This is a genomic window from Paraburkholderia sp. 31.1 (assembly GCF_014397645.1).
Lineage (GTDB): Bacteria > Pseudomonadota > Gammaproteobacteria > Burkholderiales > Burkholderiaceae > Paraburkholderia > Paraburkholderia tuberum.
In genome coordinates this window covers 97,945-123,956 of sequence record NZ_VZQN01000020.1, presented here as the reverse complement: position 1 = coordinate 123,956, position 26,012 = coordinate 97,945, and the positions used below count along the sequence as shown (strand labels likewise).

General features: G+C 65.5%; 19 protein-coding genes and 1 pseudogene. 15 read left to right on the top strand and 5 right to left on the bottom strand.

Translation table 11 applies throughout. The features are described 5' to 3' along the window. The first annotated feature begins 113 nt into the window (after positions 1 to 113). The 13 genes and pseudogenes from asd to F6X37_RS17460 form a co-directional block, all read left to right on the top strand. Entirely contained in the window at positions 114 to 1,235 is a 1,122-nt protein-coding gene (gene asd, locus F6X37_RS17520; protein ID WP_187612203.1) for an aspartate-semialdehyde dehydrogenase, read from the top strand. Positions 1,236 to 1,373: 138 nt separating this feature from the next. Further along, positions 1,374 to 4,043, top strand: a complete 2,670-nt coding sequence (locus F6X37_RS17515) for a FimV/HubP family polar landmark protein (protein ID WP_187612202.1) — start codon at positions 1,374 to 1,376, stop codon at positions 4,041 to 4,043. Then, positions 4,040 to 4,852, top strand: coding sequence for a tRNA pseudouridine(38-40) synthase TruA (truA, locus tag F6X37_RS17510; protein WP_184057549.1), 813 nt, complete (start codon positions 4,040 to 4,042; stop codon positions 4,850 to 4,852). Before F6X37_RS17515 ends, truA begins: the two co-directional genes overlap by 4 nt. Further along, a complete protein-coding gene (locus F6X37_RS17505) occupies positions 4,849 to 5,559 on the top strand; it encodes a phosphoribosylanthranilate isomerase (protein WP_187612201.1) in 711 nt (236 codons plus the stop codon). Before truA ends, F6X37_RS17505 begins: the two co-directional genes overlap by 4 nt. Before the next feature lie 60 nt (positions 5,560 to 5,619). Beyond that, positions 5,620 to 6,813 (top strand): tryptophan synthase subunit beta, encoded by a 1,194-nt coding sequence (gene trpB / locus F6X37_RS17500; protein ID WP_184036034.1) that lies wholly within the window; start codon positions 5,620 to 5,622, stop codon positions 6,811 to 6,813. Between the two features lie 9 nt (positions 6,814 to 6,822). Next, on the top strand, positions 6,823 to 7,737 hold the full coding sequence (locus F6X37_RS17495; RefSeq protein ID WP_187612200.1) for a DNA-methyltransferase: 915 nt from the start codon (positions 6,823 to 6,825) through the stop codon (positions 7,735 to 7,737). 80 nt (positions 7,738 to 7,817) lie between these two features. After that, positions 7,818 to 8,630, top strand: coding sequence for a tryptophan synthase subunit alpha (gene trpA / locus F6X37_RS17490; protein ID WP_187612199.1), 813 nt, complete (start codon positions 7,818 to 7,820; stop codon positions 8,628 to 8,630). 79 nt (positions 8,631 to 8,709) lie between these two features. Beyond that, a complete protein-coding gene (gene accD / locus F6X37_RS17485; RefSeq protein WP_090808311.1) occupies positions 8,710 to 9,582 on the top strand; it encodes an acetyl-CoA carboxylase, carboxyltransferase subunit beta in 873 nt (290 codons plus the stop codon). A gap of 321 nt (positions 9,583 to 9,903) precedes the next feature. Continuing rightward, the gene (gene folC, locus F6X37_RS17480; protein ID WP_187612198.1) at positions 9,904 to 11,214 is read left to right on the top strand and encodes a bifunctional tetrahydrofolate synthase/dihydrofolate synthase; all 1,311 of its coding nucleotides are present in this window, start codon (positions 9,904 to 9,906) and stop codon (positions 11,212 to 11,214) included. Between the two features lie 29 nt (positions 11,215 to 11,243). Then, positions 11,244 to 12,188, top strand: coding sequence for an SPOR domain-containing protein (locus F6X37_RS17475; RefSeq protein ID WP_187612197.1), 945 nt, complete (start codon positions 11,244 to 11,246; stop codon positions 12,186 to 12,188). Positions 12,189 to 12,195: 7 nt separating this feature from the next. After that, positions 12,196 to 12,747 (top strand): CvpA family protein, encoded by a 552-nt coding sequence (locus tag F6X37_RS17470; RefSeq protein WP_184057541.1) that lies wholly within the window; start codon positions 12,196 to 12,198, stop codon positions 12,745 to 12,747. 89 nt (positions 12,748 to 12,836) lie between these two features. Further along, a complete protein-coding gene (purF, locus tag F6X37_RS17465) occupies positions 12,837 to 14,387 on the top strand; it encodes an amidophosphoribosyltransferase (RefSeq protein ID WP_090810350.1) in 1,551 nt (516 codons plus the stop codon). Positions 14,388 to 14,625: 238 nt separating this feature from the next. Continuing rightward, positions 14,626 to 15,342: pseudogene (locus F6X37_RS17460) on the top strand (PLP-dependent transferase); the annotation flags it as partial. A gap of 18 nt (positions 15,343 to 15,360) precedes the next feature. Here F6X37_RS17460 and F6X37_RS17455 read toward each other — a convergent pair. Together F6X37_RS17455 and F6X37_RS17450 are read right to left on the bottom strand one after the other, a co-directional pair. Next, positions 15,361 to 16,149: a helix-turn-helix domain-containing protein gene (locus tag F6X37_RS17455; RefSeq protein ID WP_187612210.1), complete on the bottom strand. Its 789-nt coding sequence runs from the start codon at positions 16,147 to 16,149 to the stop codon at positions 15,361 to 15,363. Positions 16,150 to 16,168: 19 nt separating this feature from the next. Further along, positions 16,169 to 16,510 (bottom strand): FKBP-type peptidyl-prolyl cis-trans isomerase, encoded by a 342-nt coding sequence (locus tag F6X37_RS17450; RefSeq protein WP_090808322.1) that lies wholly within the window; start codon positions 16,508 to 16,510, stop codon positions 16,169 to 16,171. 196 nt (positions 16,511 to 16,706) lie between these two features. Between F6X37_RS17450 and F6X37_RS17445 the strand changes: the two genes are divergently transcribed. Together F6X37_RS17445 and F6X37_RS17440 are read left to right on the top strand one after the other, a co-directional pair. Further along, positions 16,707 to 17,528, top strand: coding sequence for a sensor histidine kinase (locus F6X37_RS17445; RefSeq protein WP_187612196.1), 822 nt, complete (start codon positions 16,707 to 16,709; stop codon positions 17,526 to 17,528). Positions 17,529 to 17,619: 91 nt separating this feature from the next. Continuing rightward, positions 17,620 to 18,963 carry a hemolysin family protein gene (locus tag F6X37_RS17440; RefSeq protein ID WP_187612195.1) on the top strand — a complete coding sequence of 448 codons (1,344 nt, stop codon included), beginning with the start codon at positions 17,620 to 17,622 and terminating at the stop codon, positions 18,961 to 18,963. A 40-nt stretch (positions 18,964 to 19,003) separates the two neighbouring features. Here the strand turns inward: F6X37_RS17440 and treY are convergent, their stop codons facing one another. Genes treY through treZ form a run of 3 tightly spaced genes read right to left on the bottom strand, consistent with a single transcriptional unit; the run spans position 19,004 to position 25,979 of the window. Then, positions 19,004 to 21,871, bottom strand: a complete 2,868-nt coding sequence (treY, locus tag F6X37_RS17435; protein WP_187612194.1) for a malto-oligosyltrehalose synthase — start codon at positions 21,869 to 21,871, stop codon at positions 19,004 to 19,006. Continuing rightward, positions 21,868 to 24,078 carry a 4-alpha-glucanotransferase gene (gene malQ / locus F6X37_RS17430; protein ID WP_187612193.1) on the bottom strand — a complete coding sequence of 737 codons (2,211 nt, stop codon included), beginning with the start codon at positions 24,076 to 24,078 and terminating at the stop codon, positions 21,868 to 21,870. The genes treY and malQ overlap by 4 nt, the downstream gene beginning before the upstream one ends. Continuing rightward, positions 24,075 to 25,979, bottom strand: a complete 1,905-nt coding sequence (gene treZ / locus F6X37_RS17425; RefSeq protein ID WP_187612192.1) for a malto-oligosyltrehalose trehalohydrolase — start codon at positions 25,977 to 25,979, stop codon at positions 24,075 to 24,077. Before treZ ends, malQ begins: the two co-directional genes overlap by 4 nt. Positions 25,980 to 26,012 lie beyond the last annotated feature (33 nt).

Here is a 26,012-nt window from a genome sequence, read left to right as displayed (position 1 = left end):
TTACCCCGAAAACGATCACGAAGCGCTGATCGTCCGTCGTGCCCGCCCATCTTCCCCGCGCGGTCACTGCGGGCAAAGACGCGGGGAAGTTTCCATTCGAAGGGTATGAAGTCATGAACGTAGGTCTCGTAGGTTGGCGCGGCATGGTCGGCAGCGTCCTGATGCAACGTATGCAGCAGGAAGGCGATTTCGACTTGATCGAACCGGTGTTTTTCAGCACCAGCAACGCGGGCGGCAACGCGCCTTCGTTCGCCAAAAACGAGACCAGGCTCAAAGATGCGACAAGCATCGACGACCTGAAGAAGTGCGACGCGATCATTTCCTGCCAGGGCGGTGACTACACGAACGAAGTGTTCCCGAAGCTGCGCGCGGCGGGCTGGAACGGCTACTGGATCGACGCGGCATCGTCGCTGCGCATGAAGGACGACGCGGTCATCATTCTCGATCCGGTCAACCTCGACGTGATCAAGAACGCGCTCGTCAAAGGCCAGAAGAATTTCATCGGCGGTAACTGCACGGTCAGCCTGATGCTGATGGCATTGGGCGGCCTGTTCCGCGAAAACCTCGTCGACTGGATGACGGCCATGACTTATCAGGCCGCATCCGGCGCGGGCGCGCAGAACATGCGCGAATTGCTGTCGCAAATGGGCACGCTGCACGGCGCGGTGAAGAACGAACTGGCAGACCCGGCTTCGGCGATTCTCGACATCGACCGCCGCGTGCTCGAAGCGATGAACAGCGACAGCATGCCGACCGACCACTTCGGCGTACCGCTCGCGGGCTCGCTGATTCCGTGGATCGACAAGGATCTCGGCAACGGCATGTCGAAGGAAGAGTGGAAGGGCGGCGCGGAAACCAACAAGATCCTCGGCAAGCCGGCCATGGGCACGCCGGGTTCGATTCCCGTCGATGGTCTGTGCGTGCGGATCGGCGCAATGCGCTGCCATTCGCAAGCGCTCACGATCAAGCTGAACAAGGACGTGCCGCTCGACGAAGTGAACAGCATCCTCGCGTCGGGCAACGACTGGGTCAAGGTTGTGCCGAACGAACGCGAAGCGTCGATGCGCGATCTGTCCCCGGCGGTTGTCACCGGTACGCTGACGGTGCCGGTCGGCCGCGTGCGCAAGCTCGCGATGGGCGGCGAGTATCTGTCGGCCTTCACGGTCGGCGATCAGCTGCTGTGGGGCGCGGCTGAACCGCTGCGTCGTATGCTTCGCATTGTGCTCGACAAGTAAAGTAAACTACGCGCTCACGACGCGTAGACAACTCAAGAAGCGTCGCGCTTGCGCGGCGCTTTTTCATTGTGTGCTCCGATCATCTTGTCTCTTTCCACTCGCAAAAAAGGCTGCGCGCTGACGCGCCCAGGAGTCCCGATGAACTTTCGACGCTCCGCTCTTCGGGCTATGTCCATTCGTCACGAGAAGGTGCGATTCAGCAGCCGTCCGGCGGCGATGGCCGCTTGTGCCACTTTCGCCCTTGCGCTGCTCGGCGGTGGCGCGGGCAATGCGCTTGCCGCGCCGGCTAGTGCCACGAGCGCGCCGGATGCCGCTTCCGCTGTCAGTTCCACTACCGCTGTCGTTGCTGTCGCTGCGGGCTCTCAGTACACCGTACACGCAGGGCAGTCGCTGAACGATGTCGCGATCGCTATTACGCAGTCGCATGACCGGGCGGTACTCGCGCGCGCTACGCACGCATTGTTCGACACGAATCCGGCCGCGTTCATGAATCACGATCCGAGCCGGATGCGTGTAGGAGCGGTGTTGATCGTGCCGGCGCTCGATGCGTCGGGGGCCTTGGCGGTTTTGTCGACTGGGGCCGCGGCAGGGGCGTCGGAGTCCACGGCGGCTGCGCCCGCTTCCGCGCCGACTGCCGCGCAGGCTGCCGCGAGCACGGCGAGTGCAGTCGCGCAGGTCAACGCCGCCGCCGCGAGTGCGGCCAGCGCGGCGGCTCAAGCGACGACGCCAGCCGCATCCACGGTTTCCGGCGCGGCCAGCGCGGCGGTATCGACCGGCGCGGCGGCGGGCGGTGCGGTTTCGTCCGCGCCAGTGGCCGGTTCGGCGCCGGTGGCGACGAGTGGCACGCGGGAATGGGCCGGATCGATTCAACCGGCGGCGAGCGCGCCCGCGGGACAAGCACCGGCGGCCGCGACCGCGGCCGCGCAGGCGGCTTCGCAGCCGCATCCGCAGGTGTCGAGTCTGCAGCAATTACTGGCGCTGAAAAACCGCGTGCTGATGGAGTTGCAGAAGCACGGTATCGGCGGGGCGCCCGTCGCTTCAGGCCCAACGCCGACGAGCGCTGCGCAGCCGGCACCGGCAGGTTCCGCGGCGACCGTGGCCGTGGCGCCGGAGCACGCGAATGTGACGACGTCGCCGTCGAATGAGGGCGGCATCTCTCAGCGCGATTTGAGCATCGCGGCGGCCGTGGGCGCGGCACTGATCGTTCTGCTCGCTGCTCTGCGCATGGGTCGCCACAAGCGCGATAACGAGGCCGCGGCACGGGCTGCCCAGGCAACTGATGCAGAAATAGCGAGATCCGCGCGTGAGGCCGATTCGCGCAATGGCAGCGCGGCGGAGGGGCAGGCGGCGGTCACGGAAGGATCGGACGCGCAAGATCAAGAGGTTGCACGGCAGGCCGTAGCAGCAGAGCATGCGGCTGCGGAACGTGCGGCAGCCGAACAGGCAGCGGCAGAAAGCGCGGCTGCGGAACGTGCAGCAGCCGAGCAAGCCGCAGCAGAAAGCGCGGCAGTCGAACGTGCAGCAGCCGAGCAAGCCGCAGCGGAAAGTGCAGCAGCCGAACAGACGGCAGCGGAGCGAGCCGCAGCAGAGCGAGCAGCGGCCGGAGAACACGCCGCGGCGGAACGCGCAGCAGCGGAACAAGCAGCAGCGGAACAAGCAGCAGCGGAACAAGCAGCAGCCGAACAAGCAGCTGCCGAACAAGCAGCAGCACGCGTCGCCGCCGAACATGCGGAAGCGGAACGCATCGCAGCGGAACGCATCGCAGCAGAACGCAGCGCACCCGAGCGCGCCGCAGAAGAACAGGCGGCACAGCAAGCAGACACGCCCGAACCTACTGCACTAACGGCGCCACTCGCCAGCATCCCGCTACCCAGCCAAAGCGAACTGTCCAGCGAACCACCGGCGGTCGCACCCGCCCATGACGAGACGCTGCGCTCCGCCGCGACGGCCGCCAATCTCGCCGCCGCGGCAGAACTCGGCGCCGACGCGTTGCCGCTGGGACCGCTCGAACCGGTTGGCGCCGCGACGCAGGACGAGAACGCGCATCGCCTGCAATGGGACGAGGAACCCACAGAAAGTCCGACCGCAGAGAAAACGACAGGCACGACGACAACCCCGAGCCCAAGCGCCGCGGAACCGCCCTCGACAGCGTCGCACACCGCGACGGCCGAACCGCAGTCCCCCTTGAACGTTCCACCCCCAGTGATCGATTTCACGCAACATCAGATCGAACCGCGCGCCACTACGTCGTTCGGTCAGCCGTTCAGCGACATCCCCGTGCCGACGGAACCCGCGCTGTCCGCACCGACCGAGTTCCCGCGCGAGGCCGTCGACGCGTTCGGCAGCCTCAACATGCCGCTGCCGCCGCGCATCGACGTGCCCACCGTCGGCGAAGCGGAGCCTTCCACGTCGCTTTCGACGCAACCGGTCGCATCGCCCGACACGACCGCGCAGCAGGCCTTCGGCGTCCATGGCGCGGACGACGACGCCCCGCACATCGCCGACCAGATCGCCGCCGGCACAGCCGGCCACGGCGCCGTCGCGGGCCTCGGCGCGGCCGGCTTCGGCGCGCTGAAGCTCGACTTCGACCTCGAGTTGCCGCCGAGCCCGGCTCAGCCATTGCCGGCCTTCACACCGGCCGATCTCGGCCGCATCGCGCGCAACAAGCTGGAGTTGGCCTCCGAGTACATCGAGCTCGGCGATCTGGCGGGCGCCCGCGCGCTCATCAACGAAGTGATCGAAGCAAACGATCCAGCCACGCGCACCGAAGCCCGCGCGTTGCTTTCGACTCTCGCACCGCTGTCGTGAAGCGCATCGCATTAGGCGTGCAATACGACGGCGCCGCGTTCACCGGATGGCAGTCGCAGCCGCATGGCAACACGGTACAGGACGAGCTCGAACGGGCGCTGCGCGAATTCATGCGCACGCCCGTGCAGACGGTGGTCGCCGGCCGCACCGACCGCGGTGTGCATGGCTTGGGTCAGGTCGTGCATTTCGACACCGACCTCGATCGTCTCGAGATCTCCTGGGTGCGCGGCCCGAACGCGTTTCTGCCGAAGACGATCGGCGTGCAATGGGCCAAGCCGATGCCCGACGATTTTCACGCGCGGTTTTCGGCATTCGAGCGGACCTATTACTACGTGCTGTACGTAAGTCCGGTTCGCTCGCCGATGCTCACGACGCGCGCCGGCTGGGTGCACACGCCACTCGACGTCGACGCGATGCGCTCGGCCGCTGAGCACCTGATCGGCGAGCATGACTTTTCGGCGTTTCGTTCGTCGCAATGCCAGTCGAAGACGCCGTTCAAGCACCTGTACCAGATCGACGTCAAACGACAGGGTAACTTCGTGCATTTCCGCCTCCGCGCGAACGCGTTCCTGCATCACATGGTGCGCAACGTGATGGGCTGTCTGATCGAAATCGGCAGCGGCCGCCGCCCGGCCGCGTGGATGGCCGACGTGCTCGCGAGCCGTAGCCGCGATTGCGCGGCGCCGACCTTCATGCCCGACGGCTTGTACCTCGCGCAAGTGGGCTATCCTGAGCAATTCGGCGTGCCCGACCCGGCAACGGGCAGCGTGCCGTGGAGTAGCGTATGGACCGAACAACCGGAAACATGAAAGCAGCAGAGAACCCCGCCATTCAGACCGCCGCCACCGCCTTGCAAGGCGTGCCACATCGCACGCGCATCAAGCTGTGCGGACTATCGAAACCCGTCGACATTGCCCACGCGATCGACCTCGGCGCCGACGCGATCGGCCTCGTGTTCTATCCGCCGAGCCCGCGCTCGGTGAGCGTCGCGCAAGCGGTCGAACTCGTGCACGAGGTGCCGCCGTTCGTGTCGGTCGTCGGTCTGTTCGTCAACGCGACGCCGGAATGGGTTCACGAAGTCGCGAGCAACGTGAACCTGACGCTGTTGCAGTTCCACGGCGACGAGACGCCTGAGCAGTGCGAGGCGCTCGCCGGCGTTGCGGGTTTGCCTTGGTTGCGCGCGTTGCGAGTTGCGGCGGATACTCGAGCGGCCGATTTGGTAAAATCGGCATTCAACTATTCAGCAGCCAGTGGTCTTCTGTTCGACACCCATGTCGAAGGCTACGGCGGCGGTGGGAAGGTTTTCGATTGGTCACTTATTCCAGCAGAGCTCGCGCGTCGGGCCGTTTTGAGTGGTGGGTTGAACGCGCAAAACGTCAGTGATGCGATCCATCGCGTGCGCCCGTACGCGGTCGATGTCTCGAGCGGCATCGAAGTAGCGGGCGCCCGGGGCGTGAAGGATCACGCCCGGATGGCGGCGTTCGTACGCGCGGTGCGCGCTGCGGACGCTGAATGATTCAGGCTCGCGGGCGCTTTCCGATGAAAGCCGCGAGCCATCCTGAGAAAAGTGATCACCATGTACAACTTGCCTGACGAAAGAGGCCACTTCGGCCAATTTGGTGGTGTGTTCGTCGCCGAAACGCTGTTTTCCGCACTCAACGAGTTGCGTGAAGCGTACGAGAAATATCAGAAAGACCCGGAGTTCGTCGCCGAGTACGAGCGCGAATTGAAGTATTTCGTGGGTCGCCCGTCCCCGATTTATCACGCCCAGCGCTGGAGCGAATTGCTCGGCGGCGCGCAGGTTTATCTGAAGCGTGAAGACCTGAATCACACGGGGGCGCACAAGATCAACAACGTGATCGGCCAGGCGCTGCTCGCCAAGCGCATGGGCAAGCCGCGCGTGATCGCGGAAACCGGCGCCGGTCAGCACGGCGTGGCCACGGCGACAATCTGCGCGCGCTTCGGTATGGAGTGCGTGGTCTACATGGGCGCCGAGGACGTGCGCCGCCAGGCCGCGAACGTTTATCGCATGAAACTGCTCGGTGCGACGGTCGTGCCCGTCGAATCGGGGTCGCGCACGCTGAAGGACGCGCTGAACGAAGCGATGCGCGACTGGGTCACCAACGTCGAAAACACGTTCTACATCATCGGCACGGTTGCGGGTCCGCATCCGTACCCGATGATGGTGCGCGACTTCCAGCGAGTGATCGGCGACGAATGCCGCGTGCAGATGCCAGAACTCGCTGGCCGCCAGCCGGACGCCGTCATCGCGTGTGTTGGCGGCGGTTCGAATGCGATGGGGATCTTTTACCCGTATATCGACGATAGTTCCGTGCAGTTGATCGGCGTCGAAGCGGCCGGCGACGGCCTCGAAACGGGTCGTCACGCGGCATCGCTGATCGGCGGTAGTCCCGGCGTGTTGCACGGTAACCGCACGTATCTGCTGCAAGACGAAGACGGCCAGATCATCGAGACGCATTCGGTGTCGGCAGGCCTCGACTACCCGGGCGTCGGCCCCGAGCATGCGTGGCTAAAAGAGAGCAATCGCGCCCAATACGTAGGCATCACCGACGAAGAAGCCCTGAAGGCGTTCCACGATTGCTGCCGCATCGAGGGCATTATTCCTGCGCTGGAGTCGAGCCACGCGCTCGCTTACGCTACGAAACTCGCGCCGACCTTGTCGAAAGACAAGATTCTGCTGGTCAACCTGTCGGGCCGCGGCGACAAGGACATGCACACGGTCGCTGAGCGATCGGGTATCCAGTTCTGAGCCGCGACGATGCGCGACGAGTTCGACGAGCCGCAGCCGGCGATTGAATCCACGAATCCGGCCGCCGAAGTCCCGGCGGCCGCGGCATCCGCACCGCTGCTGGCGCAGGTACCGGCCGGAATTCAGCTGTTGAACCGCGATTTTCTAACCGATGTAGCGAACATTCCCGATGAGTCGATCGACCTGATCGTCTGTGATCCGCCTTATGGGTTGGGGAAGGACTATGGCAACGACTCGGACATGCGCACGGGCGAGGAATTTCTCGTCTGGACGCGCGGCTGGCTCGAGCTCGCTGTACCGAAGCTCAAGCCAACAGGGTCGCTCTATATCTTCTGCACCTGGCAATACGCGCCGGAAATCTTCAGTTTCCTGAAGACGAAACTCACGATGGTCAACGAAATCATCTGGGACCGGCGCGTGCCGAGTATGGGCGGCACCACGCGCCGTTTCACGTCAGTGCATGACAACATCGGTTTTTTCGCGGTGTCGAAGGACTACTTCTTCGATCTCGATCCCGTCCGCATCCCGTACGATGCAGTCACGAAGAAGGCGCGTTCGCGAAAGTTGTTCGAAGGAAGCAAGTGGTTGGAGGTTGGCTATAATCCGAAGGATGTCTGGTCGGTATCGCGTCTGCATCGGCAGCATGCCGAGCGCGTTGCGCATCCAACCCAGAAACCTCTGGAAATCGTCGAGCGGATGGTACTGTCCAGCTGCCCGAAGGGCGGCCGCGTGCTCGACCCATTCATGGGCAGCGGCACCACCGCAGTCGCTTGCGTCCGTCATCAGCGCGAATTCGTCGGCTATGAGATCAACGAGAGCTATTGTGCGATAGCGCGCGAGCGCGTCAGCGCCGCCGCTACGCCTGTTGCGCCCCGTCGGACCCGAGCCAGGCCAAAAGTGCAGCCGTCGACCGAAGTGCAGTGAAAAGCGCGAGATGCGCCGCTAAGTTCGCTGAAAAGCGCGCGGCAATGGGCGCGCAATAGCCCTAATTCGAGAGTACTTCCATGTCCCGTATCAAGAACATGTTTGCCGCGCTGTCCGCCCAAGGTAAGAAAGGCTTGATCCCGTTCATGACCGCTGGCGACCCGGACCCGGCTCGCACGGTCGAGTTCATGCACGCCCTCGCCGCCGGCGGCGCCGATGTGATCGAACTAGGCGTGCCGTTTTCCGACCCAATGGCAGACGGTCCTGTCATTCAGCAGTCGTCTGAACGCGCGCTCGCGAAGGGCGTGTCGCTACGCCATGTGCTGGCAGACGTCAAACGCTTCCGCGAAGCCGACGACAAAACCCCGGTCGTGCTGATGGGCTATGCGAATCCGATCGAGCGAATGGGCGCCGAGGCCTTCGCGAAAGCCGCGAAGGAAGCCGGTGTCGATGGCGTGCTGGTGGTCGACTATCCGCCTGAAGAGTGCGCAAACTTCGCGGAACAGATGCAATCTGCCGGGATCGATCCGATCTTTTTGCTCGCGCCGACTTCAACCGACGAACGTATCGCCGAAGTCGGCCGCATCGCTAGCGGCTACGTCTACTATGTGTCGCTGAAAGGGGTCACCGGTGCCGCAAATCTGGACGTTTCCAGCATCGCGAGTAAAATCCCGGCCATCAAGTCGCGCGTCCCCCTGCCGGTGGGCGTCGGTTTCGGCATTCGCGACGCGCAAACGGCGCGTGCGGTGGGCGAGGTGGCCGATGCCGTCGTGATCGGCAGCCGTATCGTTCAATTGCTCGAACAGGCGGCGCCCGACGCCGCTGCCGAGACCCTCACGCGTTTCGTTGCCGAGGTGCGCGAGGCGCTCGATAGCGTTGCGACTGCCCGATAACAGTTATTTTTTGTCGCGGTAACGTGAGCGGCGGGCTCGTCCCGCCGTTCGCGCGACTGCTGACCCAGAAGGATTCCCTATGAGCTGGCTCGATAAGCTGCTGCCGCCGAAAATCAAACAAACCGACCCGAAAAACCGCAAGGGAATTCCGGAAGGCCTGTGGATCAAGTGCCCGTCGTGCGAAGCCGTGCTGTATCGCAACGACGTCGAGGCCAATCTGCATGTTTGCCCCAAGTGCGACCATCACATGCGCATCGGCGCACGTGAGCGGCTCGACAGCCTGCTCGATCCGGAAGGCCGCTACGAAATCGGCCAGGAAATCGTTCCGGTCGACGCGCTGAAGTTCAAAGATAGCCGCAAGTACCCTGAGCGCATTAAAGAGGCGATGGACGAAACCGACGAGACCGACGCAATGGTCGTGATGGGCGGCGCGATTCACACGCTGCCGGTCGTCGTGGCGAACTTCGAGTTCTCGTTTATGGGCGGCTCGATGGGTTCGGTGGTCGGCGAGCGTTTCGCGCGCGGCGCGCAGAACGCGCTCGAACAGAAAGTGCCGTTCATCTGCTTCACCGCTTCGGGCGGCGCGCGGATGCAGGAAAGCTTGCTGTCGTTGATGCAGATGGCAAAGACCACCGCGATGCTCACGAAGCTGGCGGAAGCCAGGCTGCCATTCATCTCGGTGCTGACCGACCCGACGATGGGCGGCGTGTCCGCGAGTTTCGCATTCCTCGGCGACGTCGTGATCGCCGAACCGAAGGCGCTGATCGGCTTTGCTGGTCCGCGCGTGATCGAACAGACCGTGCGCGAGAAACTGCCGGAAGGCTTCCAACGCGCCGAGTTTCTGCTGCAAAAGGGCGCGATCGACATGATCGTCGATCGTCGCAAGCTGCGCGAAGAGATCGCGCAATTGCTGGCGCTGTTGAGCCATCAGCCGGCGGACGCGGTCGCGTAAAAGCCGGGCAGCACCGCATTTGCCGCTCTTTCGCCGCGCTGTCGAAGACGCGGCGGAGCCAGAGAAGCAATCAAAAAAATAGCGCGCCGCGTGAGCAATCAAGCGGCGCGCTGTCATTTCCAGGATAATTACCGTCGCCTGCGATGCGGCAGCGGTCGAAGCCGAAGCTGGCGCGGTTCAAGGCGCGGGTTTGTGCGCATAAACCGCGCAACGGCCTACGCCCATGACTGGCGACCCTCGACCCTCGACCGCAACCGCCTGACCAGCACCCTTCGCAGCACTGCAGAACCGAACTACCGCGACTCACTCAAGATTCACCCGATGACGACATTCCCCACTCTCGACGCGTGGCTCACGCACCTTGAATCCGCGCATCCGGTCGGCATCGACATGGGTTTGGGCCGCGTCTCCCAGGTGCGTGATGCGATGCAGCTATCGTTTGCGTGCCCGATCATCACGGTCGGCGGCACGAACGGCAAAGGCTCGACCTGCGCGATTCTCGAAGCGATCCTGCTGCGCGCGGGCTATACGGTCGGCTGCCACACGTCGCCGCATCTGCTGTCGTTCAACGAGCGCGCGCGCATCAATGGGGCAATGGCAAGCGACGCAGATCTGCTGCCGCACTTCGAAGCCGTCGAGGCCGCGCGCCAGAGCCTGGCCAAACCGGTCACGCTGACCTACTTCGAATTCACGACGCTAGCGATCATGAGCCTGTTCGCGTCGCGCGGCCTCGACGCGGTGATTTTCGAAGTTGGCCTCGGTGGCCGTCTCGACGCGGTCAATATCCTCGACACCGACTGCGCGATCATCACGAGCATCGATATTGACCACACCGACTATCTCGGCGACACGCGCGAAAAAATCGCGTTCGAAAAAGCCGGTATCTTCCGTCCCGGCAAGCCCGCGATTTGCGCGGACCCGGTGCCGCCGCAATCGTTGATCGATCACGCGGAAAAGATCGGGGCGCAATTGTGGTTGTTCGGCCGCGATTTCCGTTACGAAGGCCAGGCCGGCAGCGAGCGACAGCAGTGGAGCTATGTCGGCCCGACGCTGCGGCGCTCGGCGCTCGCGTATCCATCGCTGCGCGGCGCGAATCAGCTGATCAACACGTCGGCGGCGCTGGCCGGGCTCGAAGCTTTGCGCGACCGTCTGCCGGTGTCCGCGCAGGACATCCGGCTCGGCATCGCCAACGTGGATCTTCCGGGCCGTTTCCAGGTACTGCCGGGCAAGCCGTCCATCGTGCTCGACGTCGGCCACAATCCGCATGCCGCCGCGGTGCTCGGGCAGAACCTCGGCAACATGGGCTTTTTCCCGTACACATATGTGGTGTTCGGCGCGATGCGCGACAAGGACATCGCCGGCGTGCTAAGTCATCTGAAAGGCGAGATCGATCACTGGTGCGTGACCGACCTGCCGACCCCGCGCGCCGCGTCCGCGCAAGAGCTGGAAACCGTGTTGCGCGAGCTGGGTGTGGAAGACGGCGCCGACAGCAGCGTCATGCGTTATGCGACGCCGGCGCAGGCTTTCCAGGACGCGCTAAAACGTGCGTCAGAGAATGATAGAATCGTCGTTTTCGGCAGTTTCTATACGGTAGCGGGTGTGATGGCCTACCGGAAATCGCAGCAACACTGAGCGGGCACCAGGCTCGAACCAAGCGATTCATGGGAATTTTCTCGTTCGGCAAGAAAGACGACGCGCCCAGCCGGCGCGGCGCAAACACCAGTTCCAATCGGGCCACCCGGGGTGAACGCGTCGAGCGGCGCACCCGCCGCACCGAGCGCACCGTCGCTGCAGATGCAATGCTGCTCGACCCCACGCTGCCGGAAAAGCAGCGCGCGCGCCGCCGGCTCGTCGGCGCAATCGCACTGGTTGTCGCGGCGGTGATCATCCTGCCGATGGTGTTGGACTCGCACCCCAAGCCCGTCACCGACGACATCTCGATCGACATTCCGAACCGGCCCGCGCCGAAGCTCTCCAGATCCACCGCCAACGAAGACGTGCAGGGCGGCGTCGCGCTGGACAATCCGCCGGCCGCCGACACGGGCGTGGCTGCGTCCGGCCTCGCGCCGGCGACGAGCGCGGCGACCACGGCGGCAGCCTCGGCCTCCGCCGCCAAATCGACGCAATCGACCGCAGCGAAACAAGGCGCGACCCCCTCCGCCGCAACTGGCGCTGTTACCGCCGCGACGCCGAAGCCCGCCGCGAAGCCGCAAACGCAATCGCTCGCAGCCAACACCGCGCCTGCTGTCCCCGCCAAACAGACGAAGGCACCCGCCACCACACCGTCGGCGTCGGCCGACGACGAAGCGAACACGGCCACCGCCAGCGCCGACGCGAACTCCGGCACGCCGGCCTCGCCGCCGGGCAACCGTTTCGCGGTGCAGCTCGGCGCCTTCTCGAACGAAGCGAACGCGCGCAATTGGGCCGCGAAGTTGAAAGCGGCAGGCGTGCCCACATATACGGAACATAGGAAGCAAGCCGACGGCTCGACGCTGACATTGCTGCGTGCAGGCCCGTTCGCCGACCGCGCCGCGGCCACCGCCGCTGTCGCGAAGGTCCGCGAGGCGGGCCTCGTGTCGGGCTCGAACGGCGGCAGAGCACAGTAAGCGAGCGATGTTCACTGCCTTCGACTACGCTGTAATGGCGGTGATTGGTTTGTCGGCGCTGCGAGGCGCCTGGCGCGGTTTGCTGTCGGAGGTGTTTGGTTTGATCGGCTGGGTCGCGGCGTTTTTCATCGCTTGCGAGTTCGTGGGCTACGTGGTCCCGTATATCCCGTCTACTTGGCCAGGCGGCGCGTTGACGCAGTGGCTGCTGGCTTTTTCGCTCGTGGTGATCGGCGTAGTGCTGGTCACGAGCGTGGTGAGCGCGCTGCTCAGCCGCCTCGTGCAGGTCACGGGACTGGGTGGTGCGGACCGCTCGCTCGGTTTGATGTTCGGCCTCGTGCGTGGGGTCGTTCTGGTGCTGATTCTGGTCGCCCTCGCAGGCTTGACCAAACTGCCCAAAGAGGAATTCTGGCGCAACGCGCTGCTTCGTCCGTATGCGGTTGCGGGCGTACGCGCAATGAAACCGCTGCTCCCCGAGGCGCTCGCCGCTTACGTCCATGTGGACGATTCGGGCGCCCCGAGCAATGCGCAACAGGACTCCGGCGCATACCGGCTGCCTTGACGTCGTAGCGCGTGCCGTCGCATGAAAGCGCGGGCGCGGTCGCAGGCACCGGTCGCCATCACGAATTTCGTACCTTTGAAGGACATGCCATGTGCGGCATCGTAGGCGTAGTTTCCCATTCCCCGGTCAACCAGCTGATCTATGACAGCCTGCTGCTTCTGCAGCATCGCGGTCAGGACGCCGCCGGCATCGCGACGGCGAACGGCAGCAATTTCCACATGCACAAGGCCAACGGCATGGTGCGCGACGTGTTCCGCACGCGCAACATGCGCAGCCTGCCGGGCACGACGGGCATCGGCCAGGTCCGTTACCCGACCGCCGGTTCGGCGTCGAGCGAAGAAGAAGCGCAGCCGTTCTACGTGAACGCGCCGTTCGGCATCATCCTCGCGCATAACGGCAACCTCACCAACTGGCAGCAACTGAAAGATGAGATGTTCCGCATCGATCGCCGCCACGTGAACACCAATTCCGATACTGAAGTGCTGCTCAACGTGCTCGCGCACGAGCTGCAACTGTCGAGCTCGGGTCTGCAGCTCGATCCGGCCGCGCTGTTCAAGGCGGTGTCGGGCGTGCATCGGCGGGTGCGCGGCTCGTATGCGATCGTCGCGTTGATCGCTGGCTACGGCCTGCTTGGTCTCCGCGACCCGTTCGGCATCCGTCCGCTGTGCCTCGGCAAACGGGAAACGGCTGACGGCGTCGAGTGGATGCTGGCGTCGGAATCGGTGGCGATCGAAGGTGTCGGTTTCGAATTCGTGCGCGACGTGCAGCCGGGCGAGGCGATTTTCATCGACGCCGAAGGCCAGCTGCATTCGCAGCAATGCGCGACGACCACGAGCCTGAACCCCTGCATCTTCGAACTCGTGTATCTGGCGCGTCCGGATTCGGTGCTCGACGGCGTGCCGGTCTACAACGTGCGTCTGCGCATGGGCGACTACCTCGCCGAGAAGATCAGGCGCGAGCTGCCCGACGTCGCAATCGACGTGGTGATGCCGATTCCCGATTCGTCGCGCCCGGCCGCGATGCAGGTTGCGAAGAAGCTCGGCGTCGAGTATCGCGAGGGCTTCTTCAAGAACCGCTATGTAGGCCGTACCTTCATCATGCCGGGGCAGGCGGTGCGCAAGAAGTCGGTGCGCCAGAAGCTGAACGCGATGAACATCGAGTTCAAGGGCAAGAACGTGCTGATCGTCGACGACTCGATCGTGCGCGGCACGACGTCGCATGAAATCGTGCAGATGGCGCGCGATGCGGGCGCGAACAAGGTGATTTTCGCGTCGGCGGCGCCGCCGGTGAAATTCCCGAACGTCTACGGCATCGATATGCCGACGCGCGGCGAACTGGTCGCGCACGGCCGCTCGGACGAGGAAGTTGCGCGCATGATCGGCGCGGATCACCTCGTGTATCAGGACGTCGATGCGCTGAAGCAGGCGGTGCGCGATATCAATCCGGCGCTGAAGGAGTTCGAGGCTTCGTGCTTCGACGGCAACTACGTGACCGGCGACATCACGACCGAATACCTCGACCGCATCGAAAGCGCGCGTCTCGCGCCGTCGTCGCAATCGGATCGCGATGCCGCGAGCGAAGCGATCGACGGTGGCGGCCCGGCGCGTTCGCAGCTGCATCTGCAACTGTCGGTGGGTTGAGCGTACACACCGCGCCCCGAGCGCATTAACATGTTGGCTTGCGTCGATTTGATCTCAGCTTGCGGACGCGGGGCAACCCGAAACAGCTAAAGCGAAGGGCGGAACGCGACAGTCGTCCGCCTTGGCTCCAGCCTCCCCGTACATGAAGCCCGCTTATGCCGACGCAAAAGCGGGTTTTTTTGTTGCTGCCTCGTTTAGCCACGGAAGCAGCCACGGAAACCTGGAGACCAGAACCAACATGGACGACTTCCACAACTTTGACTTCGACACGCTGGCCGTTCGCTCGGGCACCGTGCGCAGCGATGTCAACGAGCACTCGGAAGCGATCTTCCTGACATCGAGCTTCGTGTTTGCGAGCGCCGCGAGCGCCGCGAGCGCCGCGGACGCCGCCGAACGCTTCAGGAACTCAGAGGACTATTTCACGTACTCGCGCTTCTCGAACCCGACCGTGTCGATGTTCCAGGAGCGTCTGGCTGCGCTCGAAGGCGGCGAGGCCTGCATCATCATGGAAAAGGTGTTTCCGTTCGTACGCAGCGCCGGGCCGACGCTGTCCGCGTTCAACGTGTGGGTACTGTTGAAAGGCATGGAAACGTTGTCGCTGCGCGTCGAGAAGCAGTCGGCGAATGCGCTCGAAATCGCGCGCTGGCTCGAATCGCATCCTCAGCACGCGCTCGCGATGCGTCAGCAGAAGTTGGGCGGCGCGATCGTATCGTTCGAATTGAAGGGCGACACGCCCGAGCAGATGCGTATGAACGCATGGCGCGTGATCGACGGCACGAAAGTCTGCTCGATCACCGGCAACCTGGGCGACACGCGTACGACGATCACGCATCCGGCGACGACCACGCACGGCCGCATTACGCCCGAAACGCGCGCGGCGGCGGGCATCAGCGAAGGTCTGATCCGGCTTGCGGTGGGGCTTGAAAACGCGGGCGATATCCGTGCGGATCTGTCCGCGCCACCTCCGCCGCGCTCAGTGCCGCAACGCGCGCCACTGCCCGGGCGCCAGCCCGAAACGCCGCGTGAACGCGTGCGTGTAAGCGCTCTGATCGCCGAAGCCGATCTCGAGCGCGATATCGGTCAACGAAAGACGCGCGTCCGCAAGCAGCGTGATCGACGTGTCGAGCCGCAGCCGCTGCAAATAGCGATGCGGCGTCTCGCCGAACGCATCGATAAACAGTTGATGAAAACGCCGCATGCCGAAACCGCAGTGCGCGGCGAGGTCCGCGATCTTCAGCGGCTCGGACAGATGCGCGCGCAGCCAGCGGTCGATGCGCGCGAAATCGAGACGAACGCCTTCGCTCTGCACACCGGCAAGCGCCCCGGAATCGGCGACAAGCGCGGCGCCCAGGCGTGCCGCAGCATCCCAATGAAAGCGACGGTGACCGAAGGCATTATCTTGCGCTTCGCCCACGCCGCCCGCAGCATGCGCGGCAATCGCGCGCACGAGCTGTGCGAGCGACGGATCAACGGCCACGGCGCGCGCGCGCTCGAACAACCGCTCGGGCACCGCCAGCGACGCCGCAGGCAAATCGAGCACGAGCTGCCGGTTGGTGCCGACACCCGCATAATCGTGCCGCGCGCCGGCCGGGATCAGCCATGCGGAGCCGGCGTCGATCTGCTCGGCGACGCCGTCAACCGCCATCACCATTGCGCCGTCGAGCCCCAGCACGACCTGGTGGAAGTCGTGCACGTCCGACGCTTCGATCGCGCCATAGCAGCGCAGCGAAACGTTGGGGGCGGCGACGGCGGCGTGGCTCACGACAATACTCAGACGTGACTCAGACTTCGAGCAGTTCGACTTCGAACACGAGCGTCGCGTTCGGCGGAATCACCCCGCCCGCGCCGCGCACGCCGTAGCCGAGTTGCGGCGGAATGGTCAGCTTGCGCTTGCCGCCGACCTTCATGCCTTGCACGCCTTCGTCCCAGCCCTTGATGACCATGCCGCCGTCCAGCACGAACGCGAACGGGTCATTGCGGTCCTTGCTCGAATCGAACTTCTGGCCGTCGGTCAGCCAGCCCGTGTAATGCACGGTCACGGTCTTGCCGGCCACGGCTTCGGCGCCGGTGCCTTCCACGAGATCTTCGTACTTCAGGCCGGATTCGGTCGTCACAGTCGACATGCGTTGCTCCTCAGATCAAAACGTAAAACCGACATTGTAGGCGCGTTGACGTCGATCGCGGAGTCGGGTCCGGTTCCGCGCATGGCATGCGGATTGCATCCCGCGTTGCGATTCGGCCTCGACTGGCCGGTCCGAACGGGATGCCTATAATGAGGCTTCCCCCCCATCATCCAGCATTGCCTGAGAGGACTCGATCGTGCCTACGTCACCCAACGGGACTGCTGGCGCCCAGCCGGCGTCGGCCGGCTTCGTCATCACCGAACGCAGCGCGCTGCTGCGCGCGGAAACCGCGTTGTTCATGCGCGATCACGTGCTGTCGCAGGTGTCGCACGACCTGCGCGGTCCGTTGAATGCGATTCATAGCTGGGCGTACGTGCTCGAGCGCAAGCTCGACGCGAACGATCCCAATTCGCAGCGCGCGATCACCGGCATTCGCAGCGGCGTCGATCAGCAGGTGAAGCTGCTCGAGACGATCGTCGATGCGACGCGCGCCGAAACGAAATCGCTCGCGCTCACGTATGAACCCTTTCCGCTGCATCCGCTACTCGACGAAACCGTCGAGGAAGTCCGCGCCGGCCTCGCCCGCGCGCGCGGCGTCGAAGTGCGGCTCGACTCGCAGATCGCCACCGAGCAACTGAACGGCGACCGCGCTCGGCTCGCCGCCGCGGTGTGGCTGATGCTGACGTTCGCCGTCGAAGCGAGCGCGCGGGGCACCGAGGTCGCACTGGCCGCGCGCGCGGACAACGGCACATGGCATGCGAGCGTCGCGTACGAGCCGAACGAGGCCGCGTTGAACGACGCCGCGCTGCCGCATGTGCTCGAAGCGTTCGCGCGCAAGCAGGCGGGCGAACCGCGCGAGGCGAAGCGCATCGCGTGGGTGTTCGCGTTGTGCAAACGCGTCGCGGAGGCGCACGGCGGAAGCTTCGAGCAAAGCGATACGACGGAAGCGGACGGCGTCACCGCGACCCCCGCCACGCTCGTGCTGCGCGTGCCGTTCAGCGCGGCGGCGCCGAAATGAGCGTCGCGCGCGAATGCGTTGGCGCACAATCAAGAATTCATCGAGCTTTCAGCGCCTATACTGACAACTTTTGTTGCCGGAGCCCGTCGCTTTGATCCAGGTTGTCGCTCTTATCGGTGCAATGTTTCTGGTTGCACTCAACGGCTTTTTCGTCGCCGCCGAATTCGGTCTGGTCAAACTGCGGCAGACCCGCGTGCAAAGCCTTGCCACCCAGCATGGCATGCGCGGACGTCTGCTCGCGAAGGTGCACGGACAGCTCGACGCGTATCTGTCGGCGTGTCAGCTCGGCATCACGCTCGCGTCGCTCGGCCTCGGCTGGATCGGCGAACCGGCGTTCGCGCAACTGCTGATGCCGCTTTTCACCGTGATCGGCGTCGAGTCCGAGAAGCTGATGCATGGCATTTCACTGTTCTTCGCGTTTTCGTGTATTTCGTTCCTGCATATCGTGGTCGGCGAACTCGCGCCGAAGTCGCTCGCGATTCGCGAGGCGGAGAAAATTTCGCTGTGGGCCGCGACGCCGCTGTACGGTTTCTACTGGGCCATGTACCCGGCCATCTGGCTGCTCAACACGAGCGCGAACGCGGTGCTGAAGGCCGCGGGGCTCGATACCGACCAGGGTCACGACTCGCATTACTCGACCGAGGAACTCAAGCTGATCCTGCGCGGCCGCCGCGCGAACGTCGCGAGCGAACTCGGTGCGTCGACCGGCGCGTACAGCCAGGACGAATGGAACACGATCGCGCACTCGCTCGACTTCTCGCGAATGACCGTATCGGACCTGATGCGGCCGTCGCATGAAATGGTGTGCCTGCGGCGCGATCTGCCGTTGCGAGACAACATGCAGGTGGTCGCGCGGCACCGCTTCAGCCGCTATCCGCTGTTCGAGGATGCATCCGGCGAACGCGTGGCCGGCATGATCCATCTGAAGGACCTGCTGCTCGCGCGCCAGGCGGGCAGCACGCTCGACGACCTGTCGCGCTACGTCCGCCCCGTGCAGTACGTGAAGCCGGACATGCCGGCGCTCGAACTGTTCCGGCGCTTTCGCAAGGGCGCGCCGCACTTCGCGCTGGTCGGCCACAAGAACGCGAAACCGATCGGCTTCCTGACGCTCGACAACCTGCTCGGCGCGCTGGTCGGGCAGATCCACGATGAATTCCGCCAGGGCGACGCCGACTGGACCCGCATGGACGACGGCACGCTGATGGGCAAGGGCAGCTTGCCGGTGGTGTCGCTCGAACGCGCACTGGGTATCGACATCGATGAAGGCAAGGCCGAATCGGTGGGCGGGCTCGTGATCCAGGCGCTCAACGATCTGCCGAGCGAAGGGCAGCGCGTCGAGTTCGAAGACTTCGACGTCGTGGTCAAGAAGATGAAGGGACCGCGCATCGTGCTCGTGCGGGTGTATCCGAAGCTGTTCGACGACGAGGGCGGTTGAGGGCCGAGCCAACCCGAAGCCTCAACCCTTTTTAGCCGCCTCAGCTTCGAGGCACCCCATCCTCCACCAACACCGCGACCGGCATCGCGGCGAGCGCGTCGCGCAGATACAGCAGCCCGTGATCGTCGACTTTCGGCGCGGCGGGGCTCAGCCAATCGAACAGCGCACGCGCCGACAGATCGGGCGGCATTTCGATGGCCGTATCCGCCCATTGCGCCGGCTCGACGAGCGGCAGACCAGCATCATCGCCAAGCAGTCGCGCGGCCAACCGGCTGGCAATCACCACGGCCCACGCATTGCCATGCCGCCGCGCGAACGCGATCACACTCGACGCATGCGCGCCGCGCACCGTGAGCGGCAGATACGCGCCCTGACTCAGTAGCTCCGGCAGATGCGCGCGCAACGCCAGCACGCGCTGGATCACCGCGAGCTTTACGCGCCCGTCGCGCCAGTCCGCCAGAAATTCCGACGGCGGCGTTTGCGTCTGTGGCAGCCACGCCTCGCGTTTCGCGAAATCGACGGGCCGCCGATTGTCCGGATCGACGAGGCTGAAGTCCCACAGCTCGGTGCCTTGATAAAGATCAGGGATCCCAGGCGACGCGACGCGCAACACCGTCTGCTGCAGGCTGTTGAGCGCGCCCGCGCGACCAATGCGCTCGACGAACGCCGACAGCTCCTTCAGAAAGGCGTCGCGCCGCTGCGGCGCAAGGATACCGAACAGGAATTCGCGGCAGCCGGCTTCGTAGGCTTCGTCGGGCGCAAGCCAGCTGGTTTGCAGCTTCGCCTCGCGCAGCGCCTTCAACTGCCATTGCGCGACGCGCTCGGCCAGCTCCTTGACGCCGGCTTCGTCGTCGGCGCGCAGCGGCGGCGGCCAGCAGCCCACCAGCGTTTGATACAGCATCGCCTCGGCGGCGGGGCCGGGAGCCCATGCGTCGCTCTTGTCCTGGCTCACGCTGTTGATCGGCGTGCCGTCGAGCGCTCGACGCTGCGGCGCGTTCAACGTCGACCATGCACGCAACGTCGCGCCCCATTCGTCGGCGATCTCGCTGAGCACCGCGAGCCGCGCGCGCACATCTTCACCGCGCTTGTGATCGTGCGTGGCGGTCGCAAGCATCGCATGAGGAAAACGTTGCGCGCGCTCGAGATTGCCCGCATGAAACTGCTCCACCGACAGCGCGAACTCGCCCGGGTCCGAGCCGACTTCGTTGCGCGACAGCAGACGGCCGTAGCGATAGCACGCGGTGTCCTCGATCGCCTTGGCGGCGACCGGCGCGGTCAGCTGCGAAAACAGTGTTTGCGCGCTGCGCCGGGACGAGCCCGCATGCGGCGGCGCTCCGCCGCCTTGCGCCTGCTGCTGCGACTGCGCGCCGGGCCGCGCGGGCGGGGCCTCTTCGGCGCTGCCGCCGAGCCACGCATTCACGCGCTCGAGCGCCGCATGGTCCGAGCGCGGCAGCGAAGCGCGCGCGCCCGCGAGCGCCTCCTCGAAATAGACGTTGTCGGCGGCGCTGCGCAGTCCGCCCAGCGGATACATGCGGTACACGGGGAAATGCACGACCAGTTCGGTCAGCGCGCGGCGCAGCGCCGGGTACGTGAAGTCGCGCGTGCTCAGCGAATCGCGTGCGATCCGATGCAGCGCGCGCGCCGCGCGGTCCAGTTCCGCCGAGAAGTTTTCCGCGAGAATCTTGCGCCGCGCCGCGTGCGCTTCATCGGCGAAGCGCGCGCTGCGGCCGGTGAGCTCGGCCCACGTACCGGCGAGCGGGTCCGCGCCGGCCGGATCGTGCAGCAGCGCGCCGACGTCGTTCATGAAGTCGTAGCCCGTCGTGCCGTCGACGGGCCAGTCGTCGCGCAACGGCTCGCCACGGCCGAGAATCTTCTCCACCACCACATACGGCGCGGTGTCGCGCAACTCGCTGAGCCGTTGGCGCAAACGCTGGCAGTATTCGCGCGGCTCGGCGAGCCCGTCGATGTGATCGATCCGCAAGCCGTCGACGAGCCCTTCGCGATAGAGGCGAAAGATCAGCGCGTGCACCGCCTCGAACACCTCGGGCCGCTCGACGCGCACGCCGGCGAGCGTCGAGATGTCGAAGAAGCGCCGCCAGTTCACTTCGTCGGAGGCGGTGCGCCACCACGCGAGCCGGAAATGCTGCCGCTCGAGCAGCCGATGCAGCCGGTCGCGCGTGACCGGATCCTCAGGCGCGTAAGTCTCCAGCACGAACTCGATCGCCGACTCGCCTTCGCGCGCGACGAACTCGCGCAGCGCGTCACGCGCCTCGGCGGCGCGTGGTTGGTCGGCGGGCTGCGTGGTGAGCCCCTGAAAGCGATTCGCGAGCGCGCTCAGATCGGCGCGGTCGGCGCCTTGCAGGATCGCCGCGTAATCGACCGGGCAGATCGGGAACACGTGCGGACCGTAGCCGATATGAAAGCGTCCGCTGTCGGCCGCGAAATGCAGCCCGATGCGGCCCGCCGCCAGTTCTTCGCCGTACGACGCGCCGAGCGTCGGCAGCAGCACCTTGCCGCGCAGCGCGGGATCGGGCGAATGCCAGTCGACGTCGAAATGACGCGCATACGCGCTGTGGCGGCCCCATTCGAGGATGTCGAGCCACCACGCGTTGCTCGACCCGCCGACGCCCATATGATTCGGCACCATGTCGACGATGAGCCCCATGTCGTGCGCGCGCAGCTTGTCGACGAGGTGCTTCAGGCCCGACTCGCCGCCGTATTCGGCACTGACCTCGGTGTAGTCGACGGTGTCGTAGCCGTGCATCGAGCCGGGCTCGGCCGTCGTGATCGGCGACGCGTACAGGTGGCTGATGCCGAGCGCGGCGAAGTAGTCGATGTGCCGCGCGGCGTCGTCGAACGTGAAGCCTCGATGGAACTGGAGGCGCAGTGTGGAGCGTGGAACGGTCATGGCGTGTCAGGCTCCGCGGAAGTGTTGGATGAACGCGCGGCGGCGCGGCGCGCGCCGTCGACGGCCAGCAGGCGGTCGGTGAACACGGGGTCGTCGAACATCGCGTCGACGGGCAGCGTCATGCGGCGGCGCCAGTTCGGATGTTCGTCGATCGAGCCCGGCAGGTTCGGCTGCTCGTCGAGCGCGAGCAGGTCTTCGAGCGGAAACGTGACGAGCGGCCCGGGTGTCGCGGCGACGAATGCGAGCGCTTCGTCGACCGGCGCGTTGTCGGCGTCCGGCGGCGCGACATCGGGCGCGGCCACGCCCGCTTGCTGGAACGCGCGCCACAAGTCGGTGCGCTGCTGCGCGCGCTCTTCGAGCGCCGCTTCCTCGGGATCGCGCCCGTCGGCGCGCGCCATCGTCTGGCCGATGCGGTTGCGCCACATGATGTCGCTGCCGCGCCACCAGCCGGCGACGGTCGGCAGATCGTGCGTGGTCGTCGTGCCGACCGCGTAGCGGTCCCAATCGGCCGGCGCCTTGAAGCCGTTGCCGTCGGGGGCGCCTTCGAACCACAGCACGCGAATCCCCTCGATGCCGTGCTCGTCGAGCCGCTCCCGAAACCCGGACGGCACGGTGCCGAGGTCCTCGCCGATCACGATCGAGCGATGCCGCCACGATTCGAGCGCGATCAGCCGCAGCAGGTCTTCGAGCGGATAGCGCAGATATGCGCCATTGCGCGCGCTTTCGCCTTCGGGCACGAGCCACAGACGCCGCAAGCCGAGGATGTGATCGATGCGGATGCCGCCGGCATGCGCGAACGCCGCGCGCAGCATGTCGATGAACGCGGCGAAGCCTTGTGTGCGCATCGCGCGCGGCGAAAAGGTCGTGAGTCCCCACGACTGGCCGGCCTGGTTGAAGAGATCGGGCGGCGCGCCGACCGACACGCCCTGCAGCATGTCGTCGGGATAGGACCATGCATGACTGCCGGCGCTGTCGCAACCCACCGCGAGATCGGCGATCAGGCCGACCGCCATGCCGGCTTCGCGCGCGGTGTGCTGAGCGTGCAACAGGCCGCGCGATGCCAGCCACTGCAGGAACAGATGAAAGTCGACCTCGTCGCGATGCGCGGCGGCGAACGCCTCGACTTCGGGGCTGCGTGGGTCGCGCAACGCATCGGGCCAGTTGCGCCAATGGCCGTCGCCGCCTTGCGCGAGCTGCGCGGCCTGCAGCGCTTCGAAGCGCGCATGATCTTCGAGCGCGCGCCCCGCGCGTTCGCAGAAGCCGTGAAATTCGAGCGCCCGCGGCGAGTGCTGCGGGCGCTCGTTGGCGCTGAACTGCTCGTACAGCGCGCGCAAAACCGTGAGCTTCAGCGGGGTCGCGTGCGGCCAATCGATCAGCGGCAGCTCTTCATATTTGGACCACGCGTTGCCGGCCTGCGCCGATGCGGACGCGGACGCATCCGCGCCGAACACCGCGGCCGGATCGATATGCGTGACGTTGAGCCATAAACGCGACGACGGCGCGTACGGGCTGAAGCGCTCGGGCTGCGCGCTGAACATCGCGTGGGTCGGACTGACGGCGAGCGCGTGCGCGCCGCGCTGCGCGCCGTGCCGCGCAAGCTGCGCGAGCGCCGTGTAATCGCCGATGCCGCCGTCGCCGGTGCGGCGCAAGCCATACAGTTGCGCGGCGATGCCCCACAGCGGCGGCGTAGGCGGCGCGGCTTCGCGTTCGCCTTCTCCGTCGCCGCCGCCGCCGTGCAGCGTGCGCCATGCGTCGGCGACGGTGTAGCAGCGCGGCGGCGCGACCGCGAGCGTCATGCGCTGGTCGTTGATCACGAGCGTGTGATAGCCGGTTTCGTCGATCGGCGCGAGCAGCGCTTCCTCGCCTTTCGGCGCGGTGAAGCGGCCGTCGATGATCGAGCCGCTCTCCAGCTCGATCCGGTAATGGCTGCCCGACCTGACCGCGGCCGCGGGCAGCGCGATGCCACGCCCGATCACCGCGGTCATCAGCGGCGGCAGCCTACGGCCCGATAGTTCGGCCTCCAGAGCAGCGGCGCTGTGGCGGATATCCGTGGCGTTGCCGCACGGCAGACCCATGCGTTCGAGCAGCGTGCCAAGAGTCTTCTCCGGCACGTGCTGCGTATGATGGTGCGCGTCCTGCCACTCCACCTCGAAGCCTGCGCGGGTGGCGAGCGCGGCAAGCCTGTCGTTGGGGCGTCGGGTCGTCACGCGCGCTGCTCCTCGTGCGATGCGATGCGCGCATCGTGGCGGCTCGCGAATTCGTTGATGTCGCCGGTCAGCCACGCGATGCACGCATGCGCGGGCAACACCCGCGCGTCGGCCTGTTCGCGCGCGCGCGGCGGTGTTTCGAAAATGATCTTGCCGTCGGGGATGGCGTCGAACGCGACGTTCTGCTGCGACAGATTCAGCGCGATCGACAGCGTCTCACCATCGCCGAGATTCCAGCGCGCGATCAGCGCGTTCGCGTCGCCGCCGCCGGCATCGCGCAGCACGGTCGCGCCGCACGCCTTCGTATGTTTCAGGCGCGGCGTGATCAGCTTCGCGCGCACCGCGAGCGCGGACTTGTAGTAATGCATCCAGTCGAGCCGATCCGGCGTCGGCTGTACATCGGGCGCGGGTGGCGACGAGGCGGCGAAGGTCTGGGCATCGTTCGGATCGGGGATCTGCGCGCGGCGTTTCTCATCGCTGAACGCGGCAAAGCGCGCGAATTCACGGCGTCGCCCTTCGCGCACGGCGTCGGCGAGATCGCCGGTGTAATCGGTGAAAAACAGGAACGGTTGCGTCGAACCATGCTCCTCGTCCATGAACAGCAGCGGAATTTGCGGCGACAGCAACAGCAACGCGGTCGCGGCGCGCAGCGCGTCATCCGAGGTCAGCTTGCGCAGACGTTCGCCGAACGCACGGTTGCCGATCTGATCGTGGTTCTGCAAAAACATCACGAACGACGTCGGCGGCAGATGCGCGCTCGCTTCGCCACGCGGCGCACCATCGTGCAGCGGCGACGGCTCGCCCTGATACGCGAAGCCTTCGGCCAGCACTCGCGCGAGCCGGCGAATCGGTTCGTTGGCATACGCGTGGTAATAGCCTTCGGTTTCGCCGGTCAGCAGCACGTGCAGCGTGTTGTGCGCGTCGTCGTTCCATTGCGCGTCGAAATGCGCGTCGAGCAGGCTCGCGCTGTTGTGCTCGTTTTCGACCACCAGATGCACCTGACGGCCCTGCTGCACGCGCGCGCGGATATGGTCCGACAGCTCGCGCAGCCACCCGGGATTGTCGATCGCATGCGCCGCATCGAAGCGCAGTCCGTCGAAGCGGTACTCGTTGATCCAGTAGACGGCGTTGTCGGTGAAGAAGTCGCTGACTTCGCTGCGCTCGAAGTCGATCGCGGGGCCCCACGGCGTGTTCACGCCTGCGCGGAAAAACGGCTCCGCGTATGTATGCAGATAGTTGCCGTCCGGTCCGAAGTGGTTGTAGACGACGTCGAGAAACACCATCAGGCCCACACCATGCGCGGCGTCGATCAGCGCCTTCAGTTCTTCGGGGCGGCCGTATGCGGAGTCGGGCGCGTACGGCAACACGCCGTCGTAACCCCAGTTGCGACGACCGGGAAAGTCGTTCAACGGCATCAGTTCGATGGCGGTGACGCCGAGCGCGGCGAGCTCGGGCAGGCGCTTTTGCACGCCCGCATACCCGCCCATCGCACCGACGTGCAATTCGTACAGCACCGTTTCTTCCCAGGGCCGGCCGTGCCATTCGGTGTGTTCCCAATGGTAGGCGCGCGGATCGATGACCTCGCTCGGGCCGTGCACGTCCCGCGGCTGGAACCGCGAGGCCGGATCGGGCACCGCCTGCCCGTCGTCGAGCTGGAACCGATACAGCGTGCCCGCGCCGCTCTCGACGGTGGTCTCGAACCAGCCGTTGCCGGTCGGAGCCATGTCGTGCGCGCCTTGCGCGGGGCCGTTTTCGACGACCACCTGCACGCTGTTGCACGACGGTGCCCAAAAACGGAACCGCGTGCGCGGTCGCGGGCCGCTCGCGCCGATCAACTGCGCGCTGAACGGCAGGCAGTGCGCGTGATGATGCGTGTGAGGATCAATCGGACTTTCAGACATGTCTTCACCATTCGAATCTGCTAACGAGCCTGG

Coding starts and splice junctions, on each gene's coding strand:
- asd (WP_187612203.1), top strand. CDS start 114: ATGAACGTAGGTCTCGTAGGTTGGCGCGGCATGGTCGGCAGCGTCCTG.
- F6X37_RS17515 (WP_187612202.1), top strand. CDS start 1,374: ATGAACTTTCGACGCTCCGCTCTTCGGGCTATGTCCATTCGTCACGAG.
- F6X37_RS17505 (WP_187612201.1), top strand. CDS start 4,849: ATGAAAGCAGCAGAGAACCCCGCCATTCAGACCGCCGCCACCGCCTTG.
- trpB (WP_184036034.1), top strand. CDS start 5,620: ATGTACAACTTGCCTGACGAAAGAGGCCACTTCGGCCAATTTGGTGGT.
- F6X37_RS17495 (WP_187612200.1), top strand. CDS start 6,823: ATGCGCGACGAGTTCGACGAGCCGCAGCCGGCGATTGAATCCACGAAT.
- trpA (WP_187612199.1), top strand. CDS start 7,818: ATGTCCCGTATCAAGAACATGTTTGCCGCGCTGTCCGCCCAAGGTAAG.
- accD (WP_090808311.1), top strand. CDS start 8,710: ATGAGCTGGCTCGATAAGCTGCTGCCGCCGAAAATCAAACAAACCGAC.
- folC (WP_187612198.1), top strand. CDS start 9,904: ATGACGACATTCCCCACTCTCGACGCGTGGCTCACGCACCTTGAATCC.
- F6X37_RS17475 (WP_187612197.1), top strand. CDS start 11,244: ATGGGAATTTTCTCGTTCGGCAAGAAAGACGACGCGCCCAGCCGGCGC.
- F6X37_RS17470 (WP_184057541.1), top strand. CDS start 12,196: ATGTTCACTGCCTTCGACTACGCTGTAATGGCGGTGATTGGTTTGTCG.
- purF (WP_090810350.1), top strand. CDS start 12,837: ATGTGCGGCATCGTAGGCGTAGTTTCCCATTCCCCGGTCAACCAGCTG.
- F6X37_RS17450 (WP_090808322.1), bottom strand. CDS start 16,510: ATGTCGACTGTGACGACCGAATCCGGCCTGAAGTACGAAGATCTCGTG.
- treY (WP_187612194.1), bottom strand. CDS start 21,871: ATGACCGTTCCACGCTCCACACTGCGCCTCCAGTTCCATCGAGGCTTC.
- treZ (WP_187612192.1), bottom strand. CDS start 25,979: ATGTCTGAAAGTCCGATTGATCCTCACACGCATCATCACGCGCACTGC.